Origin of the sequence: uncultured Kluyvera sp., from assembly GCF_902485085.1 — a bacterium.
In the GTDB taxonomy this organism is placed as follows: Bacteria; Pseudomonadota; Gammaproteobacteria; order Enterobacterales; family Enterobacteriaceae; genus Kluyvera; species Kluyvera ascorbata.
Genome location: NZ_CABTJS010000105.1, coordinates 73,166 through 94,847, shown reverse-complemented (window position 1 = coordinate 94,847; position 21,682 = coordinate 73,166). Strand labels below are relative to the sequence as shown.

The window sequence follows — 21,682 nt, the reverse complement described above, 5'->3', positions numbered from 1 at the left end:
TCCATGTTACGTACATTAATCTGGGGCGCTGCCCTCCTGCTTTTATCTGCCGCCACCGCGCAGGCAACCTGTACCCGTAAATCATCAATCGATGCCGGTTGCGATAGCTGTGGCGTGGGGATTGGGCTCGGCAACGTCAATATCACCAGCGCCTATCTCCAGCCTACGGGCACGCCGCTGGGCAGCACCGTATTCAGCATCACCACCGCATCACGCTACAGCAGCAGCGGCGCAGGCGACCTGGTTTTATACGAATGCGACGCCAGCGATGTCGGCAGTATCTACGAAGTGTTTGCCACCAACGGTGACGACCGCGTAGGCGGTTTCTACGACCTGGGCACCGATGACGGGAATCCAGACTATTACGCGACCTATTTCCCCTATGTCGGCATTAAGCTCACACACCTCAATTCTGGTATGCCCTTCACGCGCTATTGGCAGCAGTACCCGATTACCAGCTACGCCACTGTCGGCAGCAAAATACAGATCCGGGTGAAAGATTTCAGCGCCATTCGCGCTGACCTGATACGTATCAGCGGGCTTCCTGGCAATGGTGCAAGCCGTTATTGTGGCGCGACCAGTTCCAGCAATCCCTATGCGGGAATGGCCTCAGCTACGGGAACCTCAAGTTATTCCTGTACTCAGCCGAATGGTTACGTCACCTTCAAAGGGCCCGGTATCGCCACCGATACTATCGGTTCGGATTCAGCCTATAACTATTCAACCTGGGGCACCGGACGCTGGATAGCGATGGGTATGGGTACGTCCCCCATCTCGACCTTAACCCACACGGCGACCTGCGTGGCGCGTAACGTCACGCCACTGGTTCTGTTACCCACTATCAGCATCCAATCTCTGGAAGGCGGCGGAACGTCACAGTCTAACTTTACCGTCTCCATTGAATGCGATAACACCGCCGTGTCCGGCGTCTCATCAGGAGGCACGGCGTTAGGGCTACAGGTACCGTATGAAAGCTATTTAGCAGCGCAAAAACTGGGGCTAGTGAATGCCTCCGGCGGCGTGAGCTATCTCTTATCCGATGGCTATGGCACCGATGCCACTATCGCCACCGGTGTCGGCATCGCGTTAAGCAACGCCGCAACCGGTACGGCGATGAACTTCCTGGGCTGGGGAGCCTGTACCTCCACCGGTTGCCCAAGCGGTAACGACGTGGGCTGGTATTCCGTGCTCAACGGCGCATCCGCCAGCGGTAGTTCGGCCTCTGGATATACCAACTACCAGTCGGTGCTGACCGCAACCTTGAAAAAAATACCGGGGCAGACGGTCACCGCAGGCAAAGTCAGCGCTAAAGCGTACGTCTGGGTGAGAGTACAGTGATGCGTAAACTCACTGCACTATTTTTCGCGGCGATGACGTTAAACGCGCACGCGGGGATGTTGGTCGACAAAACGCGCGTCATTTTTCATGAAGATGAAGACACTCAGGGCATCAACGTCATGAACATTAACGCCTACCCTGCTTTTGTTCAGGTGTGGGTCGATACCGGCGACATTAATAATTTCACCCAGAGCCCCGATGCACCGTTTGTCCTTATCCCCCCGATATTTAATCTCCGGGCAGACGAAGTGAAATCGGTGAAAATCATCTACGACGGTAAAAAGTTAGCGGCCGATAGGGAAAGTTTGTTCTGGATTAACCTCTACGAGGTACCGGCGGTAAAAACGGGGCTTACCCAGCAGCAGTATCTGTTGATGTCAATGAAGACGCAGCTAAAGCTCATTTACCGCCCCAAAAGTTTGCGCGATAACGTCACTGCTGCGGGGGAATCCGTTTCGTGTACGGTAGAAGATAATGCGCCCCTCGCCTTAGTTTGTCGTAATCCGAGCGGCTATTTTCTCTCCTATAACGACATAAGCGTGAGCTTTCGCGGACACCGCTACCAGGCCACTGCCGAGCTTGACCTGATGCTGCCCCCCTTCTCCACTCAGCGATTTGGGTTAAAAGCGCTGCCGCAAGCGTCACTCGGGACGGGAAATAACATCACCTTTCGGTTGATTAACGATGCGGGAGAGCGAGAAGAAATAAGCCATACTCTTAACAGATAATCCGCGGATTCGGTTAATCATATCGATTCACGGGCAAGCCAGGGGCTGTCTACCCGCACGGTATCGCGGTGATCGAGCCCCTGGATAAGATGCAGTGCGCTGAGACGACCGATTTCATAGTGCGGCAGCTGTACTGTGGATAGCGGCGGCAAAAACAGCTCGCCGGTGCCTACCATGTTGTCATAGCCCAGAACGGCAACATCCTGAGGAATGCGCAGCCCTCGCCCCAGCAAGACCTGGTAGATAACAAAAGCCACGCGGTCGTTACCGCATACCACCGCATCAAACATCGGACGTGTACCGCTCAGGTAATGCCCGGCAATCTCCGCCGCATCAATATGGTGGCGCTCACCGGGCGGCAGATAGTGGTGGAACATGGCATCAGGGTCGACACCCGCTTCACGACAGGCGCGCTCCATTCCCGCCCTACGGCGATCGGTCGCCACAATCCCTTTTGGCAGGTGGATGCACAGCAGCCGACGATAGCCTGCGGCCAACAGCGCTTTCACGCCAATGTATTGCCCTTGCTCATCATCAGGAATATAGGTGGGAAAAGGGCCACTGATGCTTTCGCAGTTCGCCAGCACGCAGCGATACTTATGCAGCTTTTCCGGCACTGGAACCTGACGCAGCCCCATCGCGGTGTAGATAATACCGTCAGGGCGATGCGCCAGCAGCAGATCCACCATTTTCTCTGGCTGGTCATTGCTGAACATATTCACCACAAAGCTATTCCAACCGTGCGCCCGCGCGGTCTCTTCGATAGAGAGCGTTATCTCCACGGAAAACGGCGTGGTCATGGTGTCCAGCGCTAACACCCCGATAGTGTTAGCCGTGGTTTTCGCGCCACGAATTTTTTTCGCGGAGAGATCGGAGACATACCCCAGCGCATCTACCGCTTCCATCACCTTTTTATAGGTTTCTGGCCGCAGTCGTTCGGGCTCGTTAATCGCTCGCGATACGGTCATTAACGAGACGTTAGCCCGTTGCGCCACATCCTTTAAAGATGCCATACCCTCTCCTTTGACGGCGTTCACCCTACCGGGTCTGAAAATGCGATCTTGATAACACTCGCAAAATGTTAACGTTAACTTTTGTGATTAACATCGATATTACCATCAATTCTGCGAGAAAACCGAGAATGTTAACGTTATCTTTTACTCAATTAACTGATAGGGACAAACAAATGACAGCATTACTCGCCACGGCCAACGAGGCCCTAAACCAGCAAAAAGACCGTATCAATCCGCGCTGGTATCCGCGCTATCACCTCGCCCCTCCTGCGGGCTGGATGAATGACCCTAACGGCCTGTCCTGGTTTGATGGTTACTACCATGCGTTCTATCAGCACTATCCGTGGCAACCGGTCTGGGGGCCCATGCACTGGGGCCACGCGCGCAGCCGCGACATGGTGAACTGGGAGCACTTACCGATAGCACTGGCGCCAGAAGGACCAGAAGATAAAGACGGCTGTTTTTCCGGTTCGGCGGTGGTTGACGGCAATAAACTGGCCCTGATCTACACCGGGCACAAATTCGACGGCGAAGCGAAAGAGGAAAACCTGTATCAGGTGCAGTGTCTGGCCACCAGCACCGATGGGGTTCACTTCGAACGCCAGGGTATGGTTCTGGATACCCCGCAGGGTGTTCACCATTTTCGCGATCCGAAAGTCTGGAAAGAGGGAGAAAGCTGGTACATGGTGGTGGGCGCCCGGGTCGATGACGTGGGCGAAGTACAGCTCTATCGCTCGCAGGATCTGCAGCACTGGCAGTTTGCCAGCACGCTCGCCCAGGCCGATGACGGCATGGGCTACATGTGGGAGTGCCCAGACCTCTTCCCGCTGGACGATAAGCTCGTCTTCATGTTCTCGCCGCAGGGTATCGCCGCCGAAGGCTACAATTACCGTAACCTGTTCCAGAGCGGCTATATGGTCGGCGAATGGCAGGATAACCATCAGTTCCACGTTACCCACCCCTTCCAGGAGATGGATCACGGGCATGATTTTTACGCCCCTCAGTCATTTATCACTCCGGACGGTCGCCGCGTGGTGATCGGTTGGCTATCCATGTGGGAGTCGCCGATGCCAGAACAGGCCGACGGCTGGGCGGGCATGCTTACTCTTCCCCGGGAAGTGACGCTCGATGCAGATCTGCGGCTGCGCATGAACCCGGTCAAAGAGCTGGAGTCATTACGCGGTCAGCTTCATGTCTGGCCGGTCAGTGACCTGAACAATCGCACCCTGATGGTAGAAGAACAGGCGCTTGCTCTCGAAGTCGAACTGAGCCTCGATATTGCCCGCAGCCAAGCTGAACAGTATGGCATCGCGCTGGGTGACGGGCTGCGCGTCTTCGTCGATACCCAGGCACAGCGTCTGGTGCTGGAACGCCGCTATCCGCAACACGGCCTGTCGGGCTGCCGTAGCGTACCGCTGCCCGCCAATGATGTGCTGGACCTGCGCCTGTTTATCGATAGTTCGTCGGTAGAAGTCTTTGTTAATCACGGCGAGTACACCCTCAGCAGCCGTATTTATCCTGAACCGGACGATCGCCAACTGACCTTATTTAGCCAGAACGGACACGCCATTTTTAATAACGGGCATGCCTGGCCGCTCGCCGCCAAATAACCACCCGTCTCACTGCTTTGGGGAAAAATAATGACAATCTGGACGCTCGGAGATGCCGTGGTGGATTTGCTACCGCGCGACAATATGCAGTTTGAAGCCTGTGCGGGAGGCGCGCCCTTCAATGTGGCCATCGGCGTCGCCCGCCTCGGCCATGACAGCGGCTTTATTGGCCGCGTAGGCAATGACGCCTTCGGCCGCTTTCTGCACCAAACGCTGGTGACGGCGCAGGTGGACACCAAAAGCCTGGAGTTTGATCCCAAGCGGCACACCAGCACCGTACTGGTGTCGCTGGACCTTGACGGTGAGCGGCAATTTGATTTTCTGGTCAACCCCTCTGCCGATCAGTTTCTCAGCCCGGCGAGCCTGCCCGACTTTGGCCACGATATTCTGCACTTCTGCTCGCTGGCGCTGGTCGCCCCTGACTGCAGAGCCACGCTTACCCAGGCGATGGCGGCTATGCGCCAGGCCGGTGGCACGCTGAGCTTCGACATCAATCTGCGTCCGCAAATGTGGAGCAATGAGACGCAGATGTTCGACCAGGTGAGCGACTTCGCACGGCAGAGCGACATACTGAAGATGTCGGAGGAAGAACTGCTTTGGCTAACGCAGACCGACGATTTGAACAGCGCCTGCGAGCGCCTGACTGGTTTTCCCGCACGCCTGAAAATCATCACCCGCGGCGCCGATGGCGCTATCGCTTTCTGGCAAAACCATAGGCTGACCTTAAGCGGCTATCACGTCGACAGCATCGATACCACCGGAGCAGGTGATGCCTTTATGGCCGGGCTGCTGGCAGCACTTGCCGGTGCAGGTTGGCCTGCGTCAACGGCGGCGTTGTCCTCCCTTCTCGAGCAGGCCAGCGCCTGCGGTGCTCTGGCAACTACCCAGCGTGGCGCGCTTAGCGCGTTCCCCAACAACCAGCAACTGAGCCGCTTTATTCAGTCACAACCTTCGCTACGCAGAACGATAAACCCGTAATACCGAGCACGCGTTACGTCTCGGCGGCAAGACCTTACAATGACCTAATCTGGATTGGAAAAACATGAAAATAACGATGCCGTTCAGTAATGATAAATACCGGTATTCCTCCGGGTATCTGCTCTTTTTCTTTGCCGCCTGGTCTCTGTGGTGGTCTTTTTATGCCATATGGCTAAAAAGCAAATTAGGCCTGTCCGGAACGGAGCTGGGAATGCTGTATGCCGTAAACCAGTTTTTCAGCATGCTGTTTATGCTGGGCTACGGTTTTCTGCAGGATAAGCTCGGTACCCGCAAGCCCCTTATCTGGATGATGGGGACCGTCATCACGCTCAGCGGTCCGTTCCTGATTTATGTTTATGAACCGCTGCTGGTCTCCAACTTCAAGCTTGGCATGGTGCTGGGCGCCATTTTCTTTGGCCTTGGCTATCTCGCCGGTTGCGGTCTGGTGGAAAGCTTCGTCGAAAAAGTGAGCCGCAAATTCAACTTTGAATTCGGCACCGCCCGCTTCTGGGGATCGCTTGGCTACGCCGCAGGGACGTTTGTGGGTGGCATCTTCTTCAGTATCAACCCGCATATTAACTTCTGGTGCGTGTCGGTCATGGGGGTGTTATTCCTGGTAATTAACGTAGTGTTCAAAACCGACGCACCGGCCCCGGCATCCGTGGATACACGTGCGCCCGAGCCAGACGCGCTGACCCGAAAGGATTTTCTCACCATCTTTAAAGATTCGCAGTTCTGGTTTTTCGTTATCTTTGTCGTTGGTACCTGGTCGTTCTATAGCATCTACGATCAGCAGATGTTCCCGGTGTTTTACGCCAGCTTATTTGACGACCCTGAACTGGCTCCGCGCGTCTACGGCTACCTCAACTCGGTACAGGTGTTTATGGAAGCCGTCGGCATGGCGATGATTCCGTTCCTGATTAACCGCATCGGGCCTAAATCCGCATTGCTGCTGGGTGGCACCATCATGACCTGTCGCATTCTGGGCTCTGCGTTGTTCACCGATATCTATATTATTTCCTTGATCAAAATGCTGCATGCGCTGGAAGTGCCGCTGTTTGTCATCTCCGTGTTTAAATTCAGCGTCGCGAACTTTGATAAACGTCTCTCATCAACGATGTACCTGATTGGCTTTAATATCGCCAGCTCCATCGGCATCATCGTACTGTCGCTGCCTATCGGTAAGCTGTTTGATAAGGTGGGCTATCAGGAAATCTTCCTGGTTATGGCGAGTATCGTGGTCATCACGCTGATATTTGGTTACTTCACGCTCAGCAAGAAACATCATCCGCAGAGCGAACGGCAGGAACTGGCGGCCGAGCAGTAAAGTGGGCTCAACGGTACAACGGGCCGGAATGGCCCCGTTGTACCTCAATCGTACTTACCCAGCCGCCAGATACCCTTTAACCGCATCAATAAGCAGCCCCAGCGCCGCATGCTGATGGTCTCGCGACTGATAAAGCCCGTATATCCCTAGCGGTGCTGGCTCCAGGTGCGGCAACACTCGCACCAAACGCCCGCTTTCCAACCCCGCCCTCGCCTCTATTTCAGGCACCATCGCCAGCCCCATGTCCGCCGCCGCCATATCGCAGAGCAGTGACGATATCCCCGCGCTGAAATTGCCGCTCACCGCCACCGACATTCCCCCTGTTTCCCTGTCGCGGAAAGACCAGGACTGCCCGGAAAAGCGGCTGTAGTGCAGACAGTTGTGCTGCGCGAGACTCTCAATCGTCTCGGGCATGCCCGCTCGTGCAAGATACCGCGGAGAGGCGCACAGCACCGACTGACAGGTTCCGAGAAAACGGGCAATCGCGCCCGGCTCCGGTTCATTGGTAATTCGAATGGCCAGGTCGATGCGCTCGCCCACCAGGCTGACCGGATGATTATTAATATCCACTTCAATGCGTAACGCGGGATACTGATTCAGAAAGGTTGGAATAACAGGGCCAAGCAGGTGCGTCGCCGTAAAATGGGCGCAGGCAATGCGCAGCGTACCCGACGGCGTCAGCCGCGTCGCATCGCCCTCAATACCCTGAGATAACAGCGCCAACTGGCGCGTTTTCTCCAGCGTTTTCTCCCCCGCGGGGGTAATCGTGAGCCGCCGGGTTGAGCGATGAATTAACCGCGCGCCGGCCCACTGTTCCATCTCATCAAGATAGCGGCTGACCATGGGACGAGAAATCCCCAGCGAGCGCGCGGCCGCACTCAGACTCCCAAGCTCGCAAATGCGGTTATAGGTAATTGCCGCCATGACCCTATCCATCGCCACTCCATTTGATCGTTTTATGAAACTCAGCATGTATTGTTTCAGGAATTCTAGCAGAAGCCAAAATCCGTAGAATGGATTTACCCCATTAACGGAGAACGACGTCATGGTATTTCAGGCCGGGCTTTACTGGATTATCGACCCCCTATGCGGCTGGAGCTACGGCGCGCTGCCGCTGATGAACCGTATCGCCCAACATTTTCCCCACCAGCCAATTTTGTCCGGCGGGCTTTTTATTGGCGCCAACCGCCGCACGTTGAACCCCGAGTGGGTGGCGCACGTGAATGAACACGATGCCCGCATCGCAACGTTAACCGGAATGAAATTTGGCGATCGCTATCACCAGATGCTGCTGGAAGACAGCACGTTAATGCTCGACTCCCTACCCGCGACGCGCGGGCTGCTAGCGGCGCAGCGCTTTGCCAAACCCGGCGAGGATCTCAACTATCTCAACGCCGTGCAGCGCGCCTGGTATGTCGATGGGCAAAACATTACCCAGACCGCCGTCGTCAACCAGATGCTCGAACAGGCCATCTCGCCTGGCGTGAAACTCGAGCAAATCACCGAGAGTGAAGCGTTGGAGAGCATTCAGCACGCGCGGATGCTGATGGCCATGGCTAAAGGCCAGGGATTTCCAACGGCGGTTATTATCGATACCGACGGACAGTGCACGCTGCTGCCCGTCGCACAGTACTACGGCCAGCCGGATGCCTTTCTGGCGTTAGTCAAACCTCAACTTACCCGGATACACCGCTAAGGAACCTATGAACATGAAATCACTCACGCTGGCCTTGTCACTGGCAGCGGCTCCCGTATTTGCCGCCCCGCTGCACCTGGAAGTCTACAATCCACAGGAAAAAGGCATTTTCCCGGTATCCTCCACGCTGGTCTCTGGCCCGAAAGAAGCGGTGTTGGTTGATGCCCAGTTCAGCGTCAAAGATGGCGAAAAACTGGTAGAGATGATCAAAGCCAGTGGTAAGACGTTAAAAACGATCGTGATTACCTCTGGCGACCCCGACTTCTATTTTGGGCTTGAGCCGCTGGTGAAAGCATTCCCGGGCGTCAGCGTCGTCGCTTCGCCATCGGTCGTGGAAAATATCAAGGCCACCAAGGATGCCAAGCTGGCCTTCTGGGGCCCGCAGATGAAGGACGGTGCGCCAACAACAATCACCGTGCCGCAGGCGACCAAGGCGACGCGTTTCACCGTTGACGGCGAGCCGCTGGAACTCAAGCATTCTGGTGACCATGCCGCCTATGTGTGGATCCCCGCGAACAAGGCCATTCTGGGCGGAACCGGGATTGCGTCAGGCATTCACGTCTGGACCGCCGATACCCAGACTCCCGCCATTCGCCAGGGTTGGATGACGGTATTAAGCGAAATGCAGTCGCTGAAACCTCAGCAGGTTATTCCGGGTCACTATCTCGGTGAGCGCCCGGCAAAAGACGCGGCCATCACCTTTACTCACCGCTATCTACAAACGTTCGAGCAGGCGCTGGCAAACCATAAAGGGTCTGCCGACGTTATCAAGACGATGAAAGCGGCCTACCCGAACCTGGCGGATGAAAGCTCGCTCGAACTCAGCGCCAAGGTGAATACCGGTGAAATGAAATGGTAACACTGGTTTAATCGCCTCGCGCCCTGAACGTGGACGTCACAAAGGTAAGACCGGCTGGAATGCTCATCAATGCAAATGGTTCTCATTAACTTGCAAATATGATAAGTTGCATTTTAAATGAACCTTATTGGCAGGAGCAAACCATGAGCGCAAGTGAAAAAGCCGGTCACACCTTTTTAGCAAGTCTGGGGAAAACCCGGCTGCGTCCCGGTGGCGTTGATGCCACTGAATGGCTCTTTAATCAGTCCGCGCTGTCACCGGACAGCACCGTTCTGGAAGTCGCCTGCAATATGGGCACCACTTCTATCGAGCTGGCCCAGCGTTTTGGCTGCACTATCTATGCCGTCGATATGGATAAAAACGCGCTCGCTAAAGCACGTGAAAATATCGCCGCCGCTGGCCTTGGAGAGAACATTACGGTCATGGAAGCCAACGCAACAAAGCTTCCTTTTGCAGATGAAACTTTCGACGTGGTGATCAACGAAGCCATGCTAACCATGTATGTGGACAAGGCTAAAACCCGGCTTATCGACGAGTACTATCGCGTGCTTAAACCGGGCGGCCGCCTGCTGACGCATGACATTATGTTTACCCAGGAGCGGCTGGAAACCCGGGGGCAAGCGCAGCTGGAAGAGATAGTGAAATCCAACGTCAGCCCGATGACCCAGGCGGCGTGGAAAACGCTCTTTCTCGATAGCGGTTTCCGCTCGGTCGACACTCACCACGGCGCGATGTCTCTGATGTCCCCCGCCGGAATGATTCGCGACGAGGGGCTGGCGCGCGCTGCAAAAATTCTGTTTAACGCTTTGCGCACCCGCGAGAATCGGACGCGCTTTTTGGGCATGTTTCGCTTCTTTCGCCGTAACCGCCACCAGCTAAACTATATAGCCTGCTGTTCGCGCAAATAGCGCAGAGTCACCGGCCATCATCCGGCGGTGTCTAACGGCACTTACGCCGCCGGTTGGCTACTTCAGTTTAAATCCGCGCATCTGAACCGTCGAACGTAGGTTCTCTCGTCCTCCCATGTAATCCATGCTGGTCGCCGATTCCACCACTGCCCCAGCCCAGCTTTTAGAGCTCATTCGTTGGCTGGTTCGAAATGCCTGGCAGGCTGCTTCATAATCGTCAAGGTATGCGCGGTAACGTCCCTGCTCATAGTGATTGTAATGCAACACCATAGGTTGAGCGGGGCGTGGACGAATACGACTGGTCCTTGAAGCATCAGGAATCCCGACCGCCATACCAAAGGCCACAAAACTGTGCTGGGGCAAGTTAATAATCTCGGCAAGCGCTTTTGAAATATTACGCATCACGCCCAGATACACGATTCCTAAGCCGAGTGATTCCGCCGCAATCGCCGCATTCTGGGCCGCAAGCGCTGTATCGATCGATGCCATTAGAAACGCATCGAGATAATCGAGCGTCACGGCCTCCTTCCCGGCATCCTGCGTTAATTCAGCCCCTCGAGACAAGTCGGCAACCCAAAGCAGGAGTGCAGGTGCTTCTTCAATCCATGGGATGCGGTCAACCGGTACAGAATGAGCCACGGCGTCCGAGATTCGTTGTTTTAGCACGGAGTCTGTTATCGCCACGAGGCTCCACTGGTTCAGGGCCGATGAGTTAGAAGCAGACTGCGCCGCCGCAACCATCGTTTCAATTGCACCATCGGGAAGGCTATCCGGTAAAAAGGTTCTGATTGATTTATGGCTCATCAGCGCTTCCACCTGTGGTGTCCAGATAAGGTTATCGGGTTTCTGTTGCGCGGCACCGTATCTCGCCTCTAGCAGCGACTGTTGAACTGCTGTTGTCGTGGTCATTCTGGATCCTCTGTTACCAATTAAGTATGGCAGCAGGATATCGAATACATCGCTCCAGATAATCACGTGATTTACGACTTCAGTATTCACCATCGTGCACAATCAGGCCGCTTCTTATAGAATGGACATATGGACCATTTATTAGCTATACGTACATTCCAGCGCATCGTTGAGACACGCTCTTTCACAAAGGCCGCCGCTCACCTCGGGCTACCACGTTCCACGGTCAGCAAAACGCTCAAAGAGTTAGAAGCTCATCTGGGTACAAAACTCATACAGCGCACTACGCGCTCGGTCACTCTCACTACCGAGGGTGCAGAGTATTACAGAAGGATAAGCAAGATTGTCTCCAGGCTTGATGAGACAGAATCAGCGCTAAGAGATATGGGGGCGGCTGCCAAAGGAAGGCTGAGAATCGACCTTCACTCCTCGCTTGCTAACTTTGTACTCCTACCCGTACTGGCTGAATTTCGCGAACGCTATCCTCACATTCAGTTAGCAATTGGCGTTGGTGACAGGCCGGTAAACCTTATTGAGGAAGGCGTTGATTGTGTTATTCGTGCCGGTGAGCTGGCAGACTCATCTTTAATCGCTCGGAAATTATTTGTCGATCAATTAATAACTTGTGCGAGTCCCGGTTACCTCGAACAATATGGCGTTCCGAAGAACCTTTCCTGCCTTGAAAATGAGCACAAGATTGTCGGCTATTTTAGCGCTGCAACGGGAGAAGCCTGGCCACTGCGCTTTCGAAACCGCGGAGGCGAAAAACTCGTCGCCAACTTCGATATCGCCGCCAATGATAGCGCCGCATTGATAGGTATGCTTGTAAATGGCATGGGGGTTGGGCAAACGCATGCTTCAGTCAGCAAACGCTTTGTTGAGTCGGGTGAACTGGTTCCCGTACTTACCGATATTACCCGGACGGCATTTCCCGTTTCGATTATCTATCCACCGACAAAACAGCTGAATGCGCGCCTGAGACTATTTATAGACTGGATGGTAGAGCGGTTTTCTGATTTTCAGTAGCGCAGTGACCCGCCGAAAACAATGGAGTTGCAGATACCAGGCGAGTACAATCAATGGCACGCTAATTTGTCGTACAATTCAACCAAATGAAAGTTAACACATTACTGGTATCACTGGTCATTTCCTTCAGCGTCTCGCCCGCATTTGCTCTTACCTACACGCTGCCCAACGGGGGCGGCAGTCTGGTCGGCAGCAACCAATACGAACAGATCCCGCAGGGGCAAAAATCGCCGCTGGAGACCTACGCGGCAAAGCATCATATCGGTATGAGTAACCTGCTGGATGCGAACCCCGGCGTGGATGTGTATTTACCTGCACCGGGTACCGTCCTGACTTTCCCGTCACGGACGCTTTTACCTGACACCGTCCATCAGGGAATCGTCATAAATACCGCTGAAATGCGCCTTTACTACTACCCCGCGGGCAGTGGTACGGTTGAAATCTACCCGGTCGGCATCGGTCAGATTGGCCACGATACCCCAGAACACTGGGTCACCTCAGTGAAACAGAAAAAGGTCGGGCCGACCTGGACACCGACCCCGAACGAGCGTGCTGAATTTGCCGCCGAAGGGAATATCCTGCCAGCGGTCGTCCCCGCCGGGCCGGATAACCCAATGGGGCTGTATGCCATGTATATTGGCAATCAGTTTGCCATTCATGGCACCAATGCGAATTTTGGTATTGGTCTGCGCGTCAGCCACGGCTGCGTGCGTTTACGGGCCGACGATCTGAAAAAACTCTTTAGCGAAGTTCCCGTTGGCACCCGCGTTGAGTTTGTTAATCAGCCTGTAAAAGCCAGCGTTGAACCTGACGGCGCGCGCTACATCGAAGTGCACAGCCCGTTATCTGAATCGGGTGCCAGCACCGCAAAAGCAACGGTGATACCGGCATCCCTCAACGCCACGTTAGCGGCGGCGGATATCCAGCAGCCCGTTCTCAAACAGGCGCTGGCGATGCGTTCAGGCATGCCGGTCAGGTTGAATTAATATCGAATACCGCATCATGATAAATCCACGTCGCGGCGTGGATTTTTTTAGCGCTGCCGCTTTACCCCCGCTGAACCTGCCGATACTCTGTTGCGACCTCTTGCTCTTACCCATTCTTCAGACCAGAAGTTGCCGCGACAATGACGACGCATAATAAAAAAATTCGAGCCTGGCATTTCCCCGTTTTTCGCCATCTTTTTACGGCGCGTTTACTGACCGTTCTTGGCAACGGCATTGCCCCGATTGCACTGGCTTTTGCGGTGCTTGATATCGGCGGTTCGGTCTCCGATTTAGGCATTGTCGTCGCGTCACGTTCGATTTTTAACGTCGCGTTTCTGCTGCTCGGCGGCGTGCTGGCCGACCGTTATTCACGCAGCCGCGTGCTGGTCTACTCCTCCGTTGTGGCCGCCATTTCCCAGGGGATTGTCGCGTGGTCGGTGCTGGATGGCTCCGCCACCGTCATCAGTCTTGCGCTCCTCGGTGCGCTGAACGGCGCGGCGGCGGGCATTGCTCTACCGGCGTCGTCTGCGCTGGTTCCTCAAACGGTGCCCTCCCAAAACCTGCGTGAAGCCAACGCCCTGATTCAGCTTGGCGTCTATAGCGGGACGGTTATTGGCGCCTCATTGGGCGGCGTGCTGGCAAGCTCGGTGGGGCCCGGCTGGGGACTGGCGATTGATGCGCTTGGCTTCACCGCCGCCGCCCCGCTCTACTCCCTGATTCGGGTCAGCGCCATTAAAGCAAGCGAGTCACAAAGCAATATCTTGCAGGATTTAAAAGAAGGCTGGACAGAGTTCGCCAGCCGTTCCTGGGTATGGTCTATCGTCGTGCAGTTCACCATCGTCAATGCGGCGTTCAGCGGCGTGGTGATGGTGCTCGGTCCCGCCATTGCGGACGCCTCTTTTGGTCGCGCGCGCTGGGGCATGATCGTCGCGGCGCAAAGCATTGGGCTTATCGCCGGTACCTTCCTCGCGCTGCGCTGGCGTCCGCGTCGGGATCTTTTCATTGGCGTGATGTTGGTTGTCCTCTGCGCGGTGCCGATTTTTATGCTGAGCCAGGCTGTCAGCGCATCGTGGTTGATTGTCGCTTTCTTTGTTACCGGCGTGGCTTTCGGCCTCTTCGGCGTTTCCTGGGCGCACTCATTGCAGACGCATATTCCGCCAGAAAAGCTGGCGCGCGTATATGCCTACGATGCGGTGGGTTCTTTTGTGGCTATCCCATTCGGCGAGCTGGTTGCGGGCCCGTTGGCCATGCGTTTTGGCAGCAGTCATGTGCTGATGGTATCTGCGGTCGCGGTGGTTATGGCAACGGTATGCGCGAGCCTGGTGCCCGCTATCCGACGACTTGATAATGCCGCGCAGGCGAAACCGCACAAAGCAGTCAATAGCTGAATTCCTCGGGTACAAAAACGGCGCAGCGTGGTTTTCATTGTCTATGATTCAATGATAGCGTGCCGTAACACCCCGATAACCCGTTACGGTGAATGATGATGTCACCCCACAAAAATTGCCGGATGCTCACTCAATACTTCGCCTTCCTGCGCATTGCGCCGTTACTCCTTCTCACCGCTTCGCTGTCTGGCTGCATGTTGACTCGTGTATCAGACAGTACGCATGCCAAAGAGGTTGACGCGCTGCATGTCGTTGGCCTGAGTATGAACGCCGCAAAGGCCAGATTGGCTGAAAACGGCTTCATCTGTAGTCCCGCTCCCGCGTTGAATCACGTCCAGACCGAGGATGGCGTTCAGCATCGCTGGCTACAGCTGGAATGCAGTAAACAGAGCATGGAGGTTATCTGCCCGCAAATTCGCTCAGTGGTGCTAAACGTCGACCCAAAAACCCATACCGTGGTCGCAGTAGGTAAACCTATCATCCAACAGGGCTGCTTTTAATCAAAGATTACGGGGGTTAACACCGCCCCTTGTCAAATTACCCGCTGATTTTTATGTTTATGTCTAAATATTTCTTCCATCCGGACGATATACCGTAAAAGCAAAATCAAAAATGCGGGCGCAAGATGGCAGGGATCAACACCAACATCAATACTCTGGTCGTACAAAACAACGCATTAAAAAACAGCTCTGTTTTACAGCAGTCGATTGAACGCCTTTCCTCAGGATCACGCATAAACAGCGCTAAGGATGATGCTGCTGGGCAAGCGATCGCCAACCGAATGGGGAGCCAGATAGCGGGATTGCTGCAGGCACGCAGAAACGCGAGCGACGGACGCTCCATGGCAGAAACCGCTGAAGGTGCACTGAGTGAAGTAAACCAGCGCTTGCAGCGCATCCGTGAACTTTCCGTCCAGGCAATGAGTGAAACCTACTCTTTAGAGGATGCAGACAGCATCCAGGCCGAGATTAACCTCAACCTCAAAGAGATAGCCCGACTCAACGGCCAGACCAGCTTTAATGGCAAAAATGTCCTTGATGGTAGCGCGGGAACCGTCTCCCTGCAGGTCGGCGTCAACGACAACGAAACCATGGGCCTTTTCCTTGGTAAGCCGGGCTTTAGCGTTAATGAACTGGGTCTGACCGATCTGGTTATTCGCGGGATAAGCGGTAAAGTGACGCCAACCGACCAGCTGTTGGGCAGCGCCAGCAACATTTCACTGAGCGATCCATCCACCAGCGTGACATTTACCCTAAGCAGCACCTACAGTTTCGCGCAGCTGGTACGCAGCAACAATAACGGACAACTTTATATTCAGGCGACGGACGCGCAAGGTAAAAATACCTATCTTCCAGCGACCTATGGTGCGACCTACACCACCGCCACTGATTCTGCCGACGTTAACGTGATACCGACCTCCGCCACAGCGCTGTATAGCGGTGTCGATACGCTGTCTTCCCGCGCCGTCGTGGGACTGTCCTTTATGGATGATACCAACACGCCTATCACAGCAGATGCACTGGTGAATAGCGATGGGAAGTACTACATCCAGCAAGGCACTGACTATTTTGCCGCAGAGCTCAGTTGGGGGCCGACTGGTGCGATGCAGGCAAAGATAACCGACGCCACGGCGCTGACCACGCTCAACGCTCCCGTCCAGGTCACCAGCACGCCTGACGTCGATTTAACCAGCATAACGCCAACCTTCCTTGATAACAGCGGTGCGGATATCTCCAGCGCCTCTCGGCTGGTCAAGAGCGGAAATCAATACTACATGGAAGTGGATAATGGCGGTGGCGATTATCGCTATTACGCGGCGTCGGTCTCGATGCAAAGCGATGGCGGGGTACCAAGCGTCACCGTGAAGGCGAATAGCGCAGTTTCGCAGAATGCCTTTACTCCCGTCACCACCGTAAGTGGCTCGTCGAATATCACCCTCGACCCGAGCAAAATGCAGCTCAGCTATACCGATAACGCAGGCAGGACCTTTGCGAATGTGCTGAGCACGGATGCCGATGGCAATTACATCATGAACCTCGGCGTTGATGGAAAAACCGCGACGATGGTGAAACAAACCGACGGGACACTGCTGATTAAAACTCTCAACGGCAGCGGTGAAGTCCAGATTTATTATCCAAATAGCTACACCGCCTCTACCGATGCGGCTACAGGCTGGACGACCATCAACCTGAAAGAAACAGCAGACGGTATTCGGCTTCGCCAGCCTGACGACCCGCTGGCGGCGATTGATGCTGCCATTGCTCGGGTTGATCAGCGCCGAAGTCAATTGGGGGCCACAATGAACCGTCTTGAGTCCATTCAGAACGTACAAACCAACACCTCTTCAGCACTCAGCGCTTCACGTTCACGGATTGAAGATGCTGACTACGCAGCCGAGGTTTCTCAAATGTCTCGCGCACAAATTGTACAGCAGGCGGGCAACTCTGTGCTGGCAAAATCAAACCATCAACCCGAAGCGGTACTGTCGCTGCTTCAGGGATAACGGGTCACCGCCCTCTTATGTCCTGTTGACTTATTCTGTAAAAAGACTACTTTTCAGGACATGAAGAAAATCCTGATTATCGTCCCCGATGGCGGCATGCTGTTCGAATCCGCTGGTATTGCTGACATCCTGATGCAGGCAAACCGTCTGCATCCAGAAAACGCCACCACTCCCTGCTACCAGGTCCAGCTGGCAACCACTCAACCGCATCAGGTGATCCACGGCCAGTCGGGTTTAAATCTGCTGGCCGATCATCGTCTCCACGAGATAGACCCGCGGGAACCTCTTGATACCATCATCATTACCGGCAGAGGGCAGAATCCGCAGGAAGGGGTTGCTGTCGTCGACTGGCTGCGTCTTGCCGCCCCCCATACTCGCCGTATCGCCTCTATCTGCGGCGGCGCGATGCTGCTCGCACAGAGCGGGCTGCTGAACGGCAGGCGCGCCACCACCCACTGGAAGCTGCTGGAAACCCTGCAAGCAGAATATCCTCAGGTACGCGTGGAAGGTGGGCCGCTGTATGTGCAGGACGACAATATCTGGACCTCCGGCGGCGTCAGCTCCGGTTTTGACCTGACGCTGGCGCTGGTTGAAGAGGACTACGGCTTCAGCCTGGCGCGCGATATCGCCCAGGATTTTGTGATGTACCTGCATCGCCCCGGCAGCCAGCTGCAGTTTAGCCGCTACCACCTTCAACAAACCAGCACGCTTGGCCCCATTAACGACCTGCTGGCCTGGCTCCTTGATAATCTCACCGACGACCTTGGCGTGGAAAAACTGGCGGAAAAAGTGGCCATGAGCCCACGAAATTTCACCCGCGTCTTCACCCGGGAAACCGGTGCCTCTCCGGCCCGCTATGTCGCTGAAGCCCGTCTGGCTGCCGCTCGACAAAGGCTAGAGCAGACGAACGACACGCTGGAGAGAATTGCCCAGCAAACCGGCTTTGGCAGCAGCATTAATCTGCGTCGTATGTTCGAAAAACAGCTTCACCTGACACCGGGAGAATATCGCCAGCGGTTCCACTGCCGAAAAATGGCGTAAAGTGATCCTTTTTTGTCATTTACGCCAAATAGCCACCGGCCTACAGTAATGCCAGAGACAACAGATAAGGAGTTGATCATGGTAAAGGTCGGTATTAACGGTTTTGGCCGAATCGGACGTAACGTACTGCGCGCGGCGCTGGGCAACCCGGATATGCAGATTGTGGCGATTAACGATCTGACGGATAGCAAAACGCTGGCGCACCTGCTGAAACACGACTCACTGCTCGGCACCCTCGCCGCAGAGGTCTCCGCCGGTGAAGGACGGCTGGTGGTCGACGGAAAGCCCATCAGAGTGTTTAGCGAACGCGACCCGGCCAACATCCCGTGGCGCCAGGAACAGGTCGACATCGTCATTGAAGCCACCGGCTTCTTTACCGAACGCGACAAGGCAGCGGTGCATATCCACAGCGGTGGCGCAAAACGCGTGATTATCTCTGCCCCCGGTAAAAACGAGGATTTGACCATCGTGATGGGCGTGAATAACGGACTCTATTCCCCGGACAAACACGTTGTCGTCAGCAACGGTAGCTGCACCACCAACGGGCTGGCGCCTGCCGCGCAGGTTTTGCATCAGCACTTTGGTATCAAACATGGTCTGATGAACACTACCCACGCTTATACCAACAGCCAGGCACTGCACGATCAGCCAGAGAAAGACCTGCGAGGCGCGCGCGCTGCTGCGCTGTCAATCGTGCCTTACTCCAGCGGTGCGGCGAAAGCGTTGGGTAAAGTCATTCCCGAACTGGACGGACGCTTAACCGGGTATTCACTGCGCGTACCGGTACCGGTGGTTTCCATCGTCGACCTGACCGTAACCCTTGAGCGTGATGTCACCGTTGAAGAGGTGAACAATGCGTTTCGTGAGGCCGCCGCGGCAGGTCCGCTGAAAGGGATCCTCGGCTATAGTGATGAGCCGCTGGTTTCAAGTGATTACCAGGGCGACCCGCGCTCTTCCATTATTGACGGTCTGTCAACGCTGGTGATTGGCGGCAATATGGTTAAAATCCTGGCCTGGTATGACAACGAATGGGGATTCTCCAACCGTCTCGTCGACCTCGCGGTGATGATGGCGAAACGCGAAAACTAATCCGACGTTCTGGCATCGCCCCTAAAATCCACGCCCCCGCGTGGATTTTTTTATCCTCCGACATCAAACCTGTAATATGCTGTTTGTTCTGATACATACGATTTTCTTATAAAAGATGGCGCACTCGTGCCCATCGTCAGACCGACATACAAACCACAGGACAGATGGATGTTAACTCACACCGCCGCCTCACCACGCAATGAGGCCAGGGCACAGTTTCGCGCCGGGGTAATCGCCTGCTTCCCCACTATTCCAGGCTACTGGAGCATTGGTTTCGCCGCCGGTGCCATTGGTACCCTTTCCGGTTTTACTACCCTGCAAACGGCGCTATTGGCGAGCCTGCTCTACGCCGGGTCAGCACAGTTTCTCTTCTATTCGCTTTGGGCGGCAGGCGCGGAAGTCGCCTCCGTGGTGCTCAGCGTGCTGCTGGTCAACCTGCGCTATCTGCTGATGAGTTCGGCAATGAGCGTCTATTTTCGTGAGCAGACAACGTTACAGAAAATCGTCAGCGGTCTGCTGCTGACCGATGAAACGTTTGGCGTCGCGATACAGCGCGCGGGCGCGCAGAATAAGGTTTCCTTTGCGTGGATGTTTGGCCTGAACGTTGCGGCATGGCTGAACTGGATCCTGGCCTGCGTGATTGGCGCGGGGCTGGCGTCAGCGCTGCCGGAAGCCTTGATGGAAGGATTGAGCTTTAGCCTGGTGTCGATGTTTATCGGCCTGGTGCTGATGCTGTGGTTTGCCAGCCGTCGTAAGCTGCTGGAGTCTTTCAGCATCGCGGTGGCCGTGATCATTACGCTGCTCATGTCCGGGCATACCGATACCAGCCTGGTGGTGATTGTCGCCGCGTCTGTTGCCGCGACGCTGGCAACGCTAGGAATGCGATTTGTTAAGCAAAAGGAGCATCAGGATGGAGCGTAATATTCTGTTGGCGATTGTGTTTTCGGCGGGGGTAACCGCGCTAATGCGCGTTGTGCCGGTACTGCTGCTGTCGCGTTTTCGTATGCCGCCTGCGCTGCAGCAGTGGCTGAGCTTTATTCCTGCGGCGATTATGTCGGCCATTATCGCCGCTGAACTGGTGGGAAAACCGGCGTTAACCGGCAGTGGAATCAGCATTTCACTGCTGGCGGCCGCGGTAGCCACGCTGATTGGTGCGCTGAGCCGCAGCCTGTTTGCGACGGTGATTGCGGGAATGGCGGCGTTTATGGGGTTAAGCTATTTGTTGGCTTAGGTGCGTAACCGGGCGAGCGGTAATATGCGAGGATAAGTCCCCGGAGTCGGCGCGATGCGCCTCGTCCGGACTACTCGCGTGTTTCCACGGTTATCATGGTGACGAAAGGATGGTACTGCCAGGGGACACTGCTCCCCTGCTGGTACATCTTTGAGATGGTGCCGTCGAGATAGAGCATTTGCCGCACGTTCAGGCGCGATTTCGCATAGCAGGCGAAATCATAGAAATTGGTTTCCCGCTCGCTCAGCATAAACACAACCTTGCCCTGCGCGGTGATCCCGACACCGTTGCGCAGTTTGCGTGAACTTGCCGACGGTTTCAGCCGCCAGTTAATCACGCCGTTTTCAATCAACATCGGGCCGGACTGCACCGCGTAGTCCATGCCTTTCGTCGATTTCAGTTTGTCGAGGCTGACTATCCCCGCACGGTCACCCTTAACGTAGAAAACACCGCCGGGTTTGATAAAGAAGTTTCCGCCGCCGGACGCCCGGTTTACCGCCACCTTCTGCTGGCCGTTTTCAATATACAGCCCAAGGGGGGCGTAGGCTTTATCGTAGATGCCGCCGTTCATCGCCATCCGCACGCGACCGTCGCCGTTAATGTCGGACAGCAGCGCGCGCAGCGAACCGTAGTCTTTACCGTTGGCTTTTAGCCAGTACATGGCAATGCGTTCGTGCTGGGGATCGGCGGTATAGCTTTGTAGCGTGAGATTGGGGTCCGTCAGGCGACACGAACTGCCCGCAGCTGCCACGAAAGGCACGGCCATCAGCGCCAGCAGCAGCGGTATTGTACGAATGGACATGACGTTATTCGTCTTCGTCTTCATCCTCAAAACGCGCGACAATACGCTCGCCAGTATGGGTAGCACGCAGCTCCTCGGCCACCAGCGCAATCGCCTGACCGCTAGCCATGCCCTGCGACATCAGTTCCTGAATGCGCTCAACGGCTTTTTGCTGCTGCTCATGGCTCAGTGAAGGTAATCCTGCAAACATCATTTACTCCTGCTACATTGTGAGCGCGTATTATTTCATGCTGCCCGAACATTCGCCAGT

The 21,682-nt window shown here is 55.3% G+C and carries 22 protein-coding genes; 17 read left to right on the top strand and 5 right to left on the bottom strand.

Going from position 1 to position 21,682, the window contains the following annotated elements; genetic code table 11:
* The first annotated feature begins 3 nt into the window (after positions 1-3).
* Positions 4-1,338: a fimbrial protein gene (locus tag RDN66_RS12700; protein WP_202217790.1), complete on the top strand. Its 1,335-nt coding sequence runs from the start codon at positions 4-6 to the stop codon at positions 1,336-1,338.
* On the top strand, positions 1,338-2,066 hold the full coding sequence (locus RDN66_RS12695) for a molecular chaperone (RefSeq protein WP_308537892.1): 729 nt from the start codon (positions 1,338-1,340) through the stop codon (positions 2,064-2,066). The genes RDN66_RS12700 and RDN66_RS12695 overlap by 1 nt, the downstream gene beginning before the upstream one ends.
* A 17-nt stretch (positions 2,067-2,083) precedes the next feature.
* On the opposite strand, the gene RDN66_RS12690 is transcribed toward RDN66_RS12695, so the two are convergent.
* The gene (locus RDN66_RS12690) at positions 2,084-3,079 is read right to left on the bottom strand and encodes a LacI family DNA-binding transcriptional regulator (protein WP_202217788.1); all 996 of its coding nucleotides are present in this window, start codon (positions 3,077-3,079) and stop codon (positions 2,084-2,086) included.
* A gap of 173 nt (positions 3,080-3,252) precedes the next feature.
* On the opposite strand from RDN66_RS12690, the gene RDN66_RS12685 reads away from it, so the two are divergent.
* From RDN66_RS12685 to RDN66_RS12675, 3 genes are all read left to right on the top strand, one after another.
* Positions 3,253-4,689 carry a glycoside hydrolase family 32 protein gene (locus RDN66_RS12685; RefSeq protein ID WP_202217787.1) on the top strand — a complete coding sequence of 479 codons (1,437 nt, stop codon included), beginning with the start codon at positions 3,253-3,255 and terminating at the stop codon, positions 4,687-4,689.
* 30 nt (positions 4,690-4,719) lie between these two features.
* Complete coding sequence (locus tag RDN66_RS12680; protein WP_202217786.1) at positions 4,720-5,667, top strand: aminoimidazole riboside kinase; 948 nt, start codon at positions 4,720-4,722, stop codon at positions 5,665-5,667.
* Between the two features lie 64 nt (positions 5,668-5,731).
* Complete coding sequence (locus tag RDN66_RS12675) at positions 5,732-6,994, top strand: MFS transporter (RefSeq protein ID WP_202217785.1); 1,263 nt, start codon at positions 5,732-5,734, stop codon at positions 6,992-6,994.
* Positions 6,995-7,048: 54 nt separating this feature from the next.
* Here RDN66_RS12675 and RDN66_RS12670 read toward each other — a convergent pair whose 3' ends face one another.
* Positions 7,049-7,930 (bottom strand): LysR family transcriptional regulator, encoded by an 882-nt coding sequence (locus tag RDN66_RS12670; RefSeq protein ID WP_123652008.1) that lies wholly within the window; start codon positions 7,928-7,930, stop codon positions 7,049-7,051.
* Between the two features lie 109 nt (positions 7,931-8,039).
* On the opposite strand from RDN66_RS12670, the gene RDN66_RS12665 reads away from it, so the two are divergent.
* The 3 genes from RDN66_RS12665 to RDN66_RS12655 all read left to right on the top strand — a co-directional run bounded on the left by RDN66_RS12665 (position 8,040) and on the right by RDN66_RS12655 (position 10,457).
* Entirely contained in the window at positions 8,040-8,690 is a 651-nt protein-coding gene (locus RDN66_RS12665; protein ID WP_202217784.1) for a DsbA family protein, read from the top strand.
* 7 nt (positions 8,691-8,697) lie between these two features.
* Positions 8,698-9,549 carry a Vmh family MBL fold metallo-hydrolase gene (locus RDN66_RS12660; protein ID WP_308537891.1) on the top strand — a complete coding sequence of 284 codons (852 nt, stop codon included), beginning with the start codon at positions 8,698-8,700 and terminating at the stop codon, positions 9,547-9,549.
* 143 nt (positions 9,550-9,692) lie between these two features.
* Positions 9,693-10,457 carry a class I SAM-dependent methyltransferase gene (locus RDN66_RS12655; RefSeq protein ID WP_202217782.1) on the top strand — a complete coding sequence of 255 codons (765 nt, stop codon included), beginning with the start codon at positions 9,693-9,695 and terminating at the stop codon, positions 10,455-10,457.
* 57 nt (positions 10,458-10,514) lie between these two features.
* Here RDN66_RS12655 and RDN66_RS12650 read toward each other — a convergent pair whose 3' ends face one another.
* Positions 10,515-11,366 (bottom strand): nitroreductase family protein, encoded by an 852-nt coding sequence (locus RDN66_RS12650; protein ID WP_202217781.1) that lies wholly within the window; start codon positions 11,364-11,366, stop codon positions 10,515-10,517.
* A gap of 129 nt (positions 11,367-11,495) precedes the next feature.
* Here RDN66_RS12650 and RDN66_RS12645 point away from each other — a divergent pair, with 129 nt between their 5' ends.
* The 9 genes from RDN66_RS12645 (at position 11,496) to RDN66_RS12605 (ending at position 20,630) form a co-directional block, all read left to right on the top strand.
* The gene (locus tag RDN66_RS12645) at positions 11,496-12,392 is read left to right on the top strand and encodes a LysR family transcriptional regulator (RefSeq protein ID WP_202217780.1); all 897 of its coding nucleotides are present in this window, start codon (positions 11,496-11,498) and stop codon (positions 12,390-12,392) included.
* An 86-nt stretch (positions 12,393-12,478) separates the two neighbouring features.
* The gene (locus RDN66_RS12640) at positions 12,479-13,378 is read left to right on the top strand and encodes a L,D-transpeptidase family protein (protein WP_202217779.1); all 900 of its coding nucleotides are present in this window, start codon (positions 12,479-12,481) and stop codon (positions 13,376-13,378) included.
* Positions 13,379-13,518: 140 nt separating this feature from the next.
* Positions 13,519-14,766 carry an MFS transporter gene (locus RDN66_RS12635; RefSeq protein WP_202217778.1) on the top strand — a complete coding sequence of 416 codons (1,248 nt, stop codon included), beginning with the start codon at positions 13,519-13,521 and terminating at the stop codon, positions 14,764-14,766.
* A 122-nt stretch (positions 14,767-14,888) separates the two neighbouring features.
* A complete protein-coding gene (locus RDN66_RS12630) occupies positions 14,889-15,266 on the top strand; it encodes a hypothetical protein (protein WP_202217777.1) in 378 nt (125 codons plus the stop codon).
* Between the two features lie 125 nt (positions 15,267-15,391).
* Entirely contained in the window at positions 15,392-17,269 is a 1,878-nt protein-coding gene (locus RDN66_RS12625; RefSeq protein WP_202217776.1) for a flagellin, read from the top strand.
* Between the two features lie 60 nt (positions 17,270-17,329).
* The gene (locus RDN66_RS12620) at positions 17,330-18,310 is read left to right on the top strand and encodes a helix-turn-helix domain-containing protein (RefSeq protein WP_308537890.1); all 981 of its coding nucleotides are present in this window, start codon (positions 17,330-17,332) and stop codon (positions 18,308-18,310) included.
* Between the two features lie 78 nt (positions 18,311-18,388).
* Entirely contained in the window at positions 18,389-19,399 is a 1,011-nt protein-coding gene (gap, locus tag RDN66_RS12615) for a type I glyceraldehyde-3-phosphate dehydrogenase (RefSeq protein WP_202217774.1), read from the top strand.
* A 168-nt stretch (positions 19,400-19,567) separates the two neighbouring features.
* Positions 19,568-20,320 (top strand): AzlC family ABC transporter permease, encoded by a 753-nt coding sequence (locus RDN66_RS12610; RefSeq protein WP_202217773.1) that lies wholly within the window; start codon positions 19,568-19,570, stop codon positions 20,318-20,320.
* Positions 20,310-20,630, top strand: a complete 321-nt coding sequence (locus RDN66_RS12605) for an AzlD domain-containing protein (protein ID WP_035891621.1) — start codon at positions 20,310-20,312, stop codon at positions 20,628-20,630. Before RDN66_RS12610 ends, RDN66_RS12605 begins: the two co-directional genes overlap by 11 nt.
* 70 nt (positions 20,631-20,700) lie before the next feature.
* Here RDN66_RS12605 and RDN66_RS12600 read toward each other — a convergent pair whose 3' ends face one another.
* On the bottom strand, positions 20,701-21,396 hold the full coding sequence (locus tag RDN66_RS12600) for a phosphodiester glycosidase family protein (RefSeq protein WP_369708911.1): 696 nt from the start codon (positions 21,394-21,396) through the stop codon (positions 20,701-20,703).
* Between the two features lie 40 nt (positions 21,397-21,436).
* Entirely contained in the window at positions 21,437-21,622 is a 186-nt protein-coding gene (locus RDN66_RS12595; RefSeq protein WP_035891624.1) for a YoaH family protein, read from the bottom strand.
* Between the last annotated feature and the right edge of the window lie 60 nt (positions 21,623-21,682).

Coding starts and splice junctions, on each gene's coding strand:
- RDN66_RS12700 (WP_202217790.1), top strand. CDS start 4: ATGTTACGTACATTAATCTGGGGCGCTGCCCTCCTGCTTTTATCTGCC.
- RDN66_RS12695 (WP_308537892.1), top strand. CDS start 1,338: ATGCGTAAACTCACTGCACTATTTTTCGCGGCGATGACGTTAAACGCG.
- RDN66_RS12690 (WP_202217788.1), bottom strand. CDS start 3,079: ATGGCATCTTTAAAGGATGTGGCGCAACGGGCTAACGTCTCGTTAATG.
- RDN66_RS12685 (WP_202217787.1), top strand. CDS start 3,253: ATGACAGCATTACTCGCCACGGCCAACGAGGCCCTAAACCAGCAAAAA.
- RDN66_RS12680 (WP_202217786.1), top strand. CDS start 4,720: ATGACAATCTGGACGCTCGGAGATGCCGTGGTGGATTTGCTACCGCGC.
- RDN66_RS12675 (WP_202217785.1), top strand. CDS start 5,732: ATGAAAATAACGATGCCGTTCAGTAATGATAAATACCGGTATTCCTCC.
- RDN66_RS12670 (WP_123652008.1), bottom strand. CDS start 7,930: ATGGATAGGGTCATGGCGGCAATTACCTATAACCGCATTTGCGAGCTT.
- RDN66_RS12665 (WP_202217784.1), top strand. CDS start 8,040: ATGGTATTTCAGGCCGGGCTTTACTGGATTATCGACCCCCTATGCGGC.
- RDN66_RS12660 (WP_308537891.1), top strand. CDS start 8,698: ATGAACATGAAATCACTCACGCTGGCCTTGTCACTGGCAGCGGCTCCC.
- RDN66_RS12655 (WP_202217782.1), top strand. CDS start 9,693: ATGAGCGCAAGTGAAAAAGCCGGTCACACCTTTTTAGCAAGTCTGGGG.
- RDN66_RS12650 (WP_202217781.1), bottom strand. CDS start 11,366: ATGACCACGACAACAGCAGTTCAACAGTCGCTGCTAGAGGCGAGATAC.
- RDN66_RS12645 (WP_202217780.1), top strand. CDS start 11,496: ATGGACCATTTATTAGCTATACGTACATTCCAGCGCATCGTTGAGACA.
- RDN66_RS12640 (WP_202217779.1), top strand. CDS start 12,479: ATGAAAGTTAACACATTACTGGTATCACTGGTCATTTCCTTCAGCGTC.
- RDN66_RS12635 (WP_202217778.1), top strand. CDS start 13,519: ATGACGACGCATAATAAAAAAATTCGAGCCTGGCATTTCCCCGTTTTT.
- RDN66_RS12630 (WP_202217777.1), top strand. CDS start 14,889: ATGCTCACTCAATACTTCGCCTTCCTGCGCATTGCGCCGTTACTCCTT.
- RDN66_RS12625 (WP_202217776.1), top strand. CDS start 15,392: ATGGCAGGGATCAACACCAACATCAATACTCTGGTCGTACAAAACAAC.
- RDN66_RS12620 (WP_308537890.1), top strand. CDS start 17,330: ATGAAGAAAATCCTGATTATCGTCCCCGATGGCGGCATGCTGTTCGAA.
- gap (WP_202217774.1), top strand. CDS start 18,389: ATGGTAAAGGTCGGTATTAACGGTTTTGGCCGAATCGGACGTAACGTA.
- RDN66_RS12610 (WP_202217773.1), top strand. CDS start 19,568: ATGTTAACTCACACCGCCGCCTCACCACGCAATGAGGCCAGGGCACAG.
- RDN66_RS12605 (WP_035891621.1), top strand. CDS start 20,310: ATGGAGCGTAATATTCTGTTGGCGATTGTGTTTTCGGCGGGGGTAACC.
- RDN66_RS12600 (WP_369708911.1), bottom strand. CDS start 21,396: ATGGCCGTGCCTTTCGTGGCAGCTGCGGGCAGTTCGTGTCGCCTGACG.
- RDN66_RS12595 (WP_035891624.1), bottom strand. CDS start 21,622: ATGTTTGCAGGATTACCTTCACTGAGCCATGAGCAGCAGCAAAAAGCC.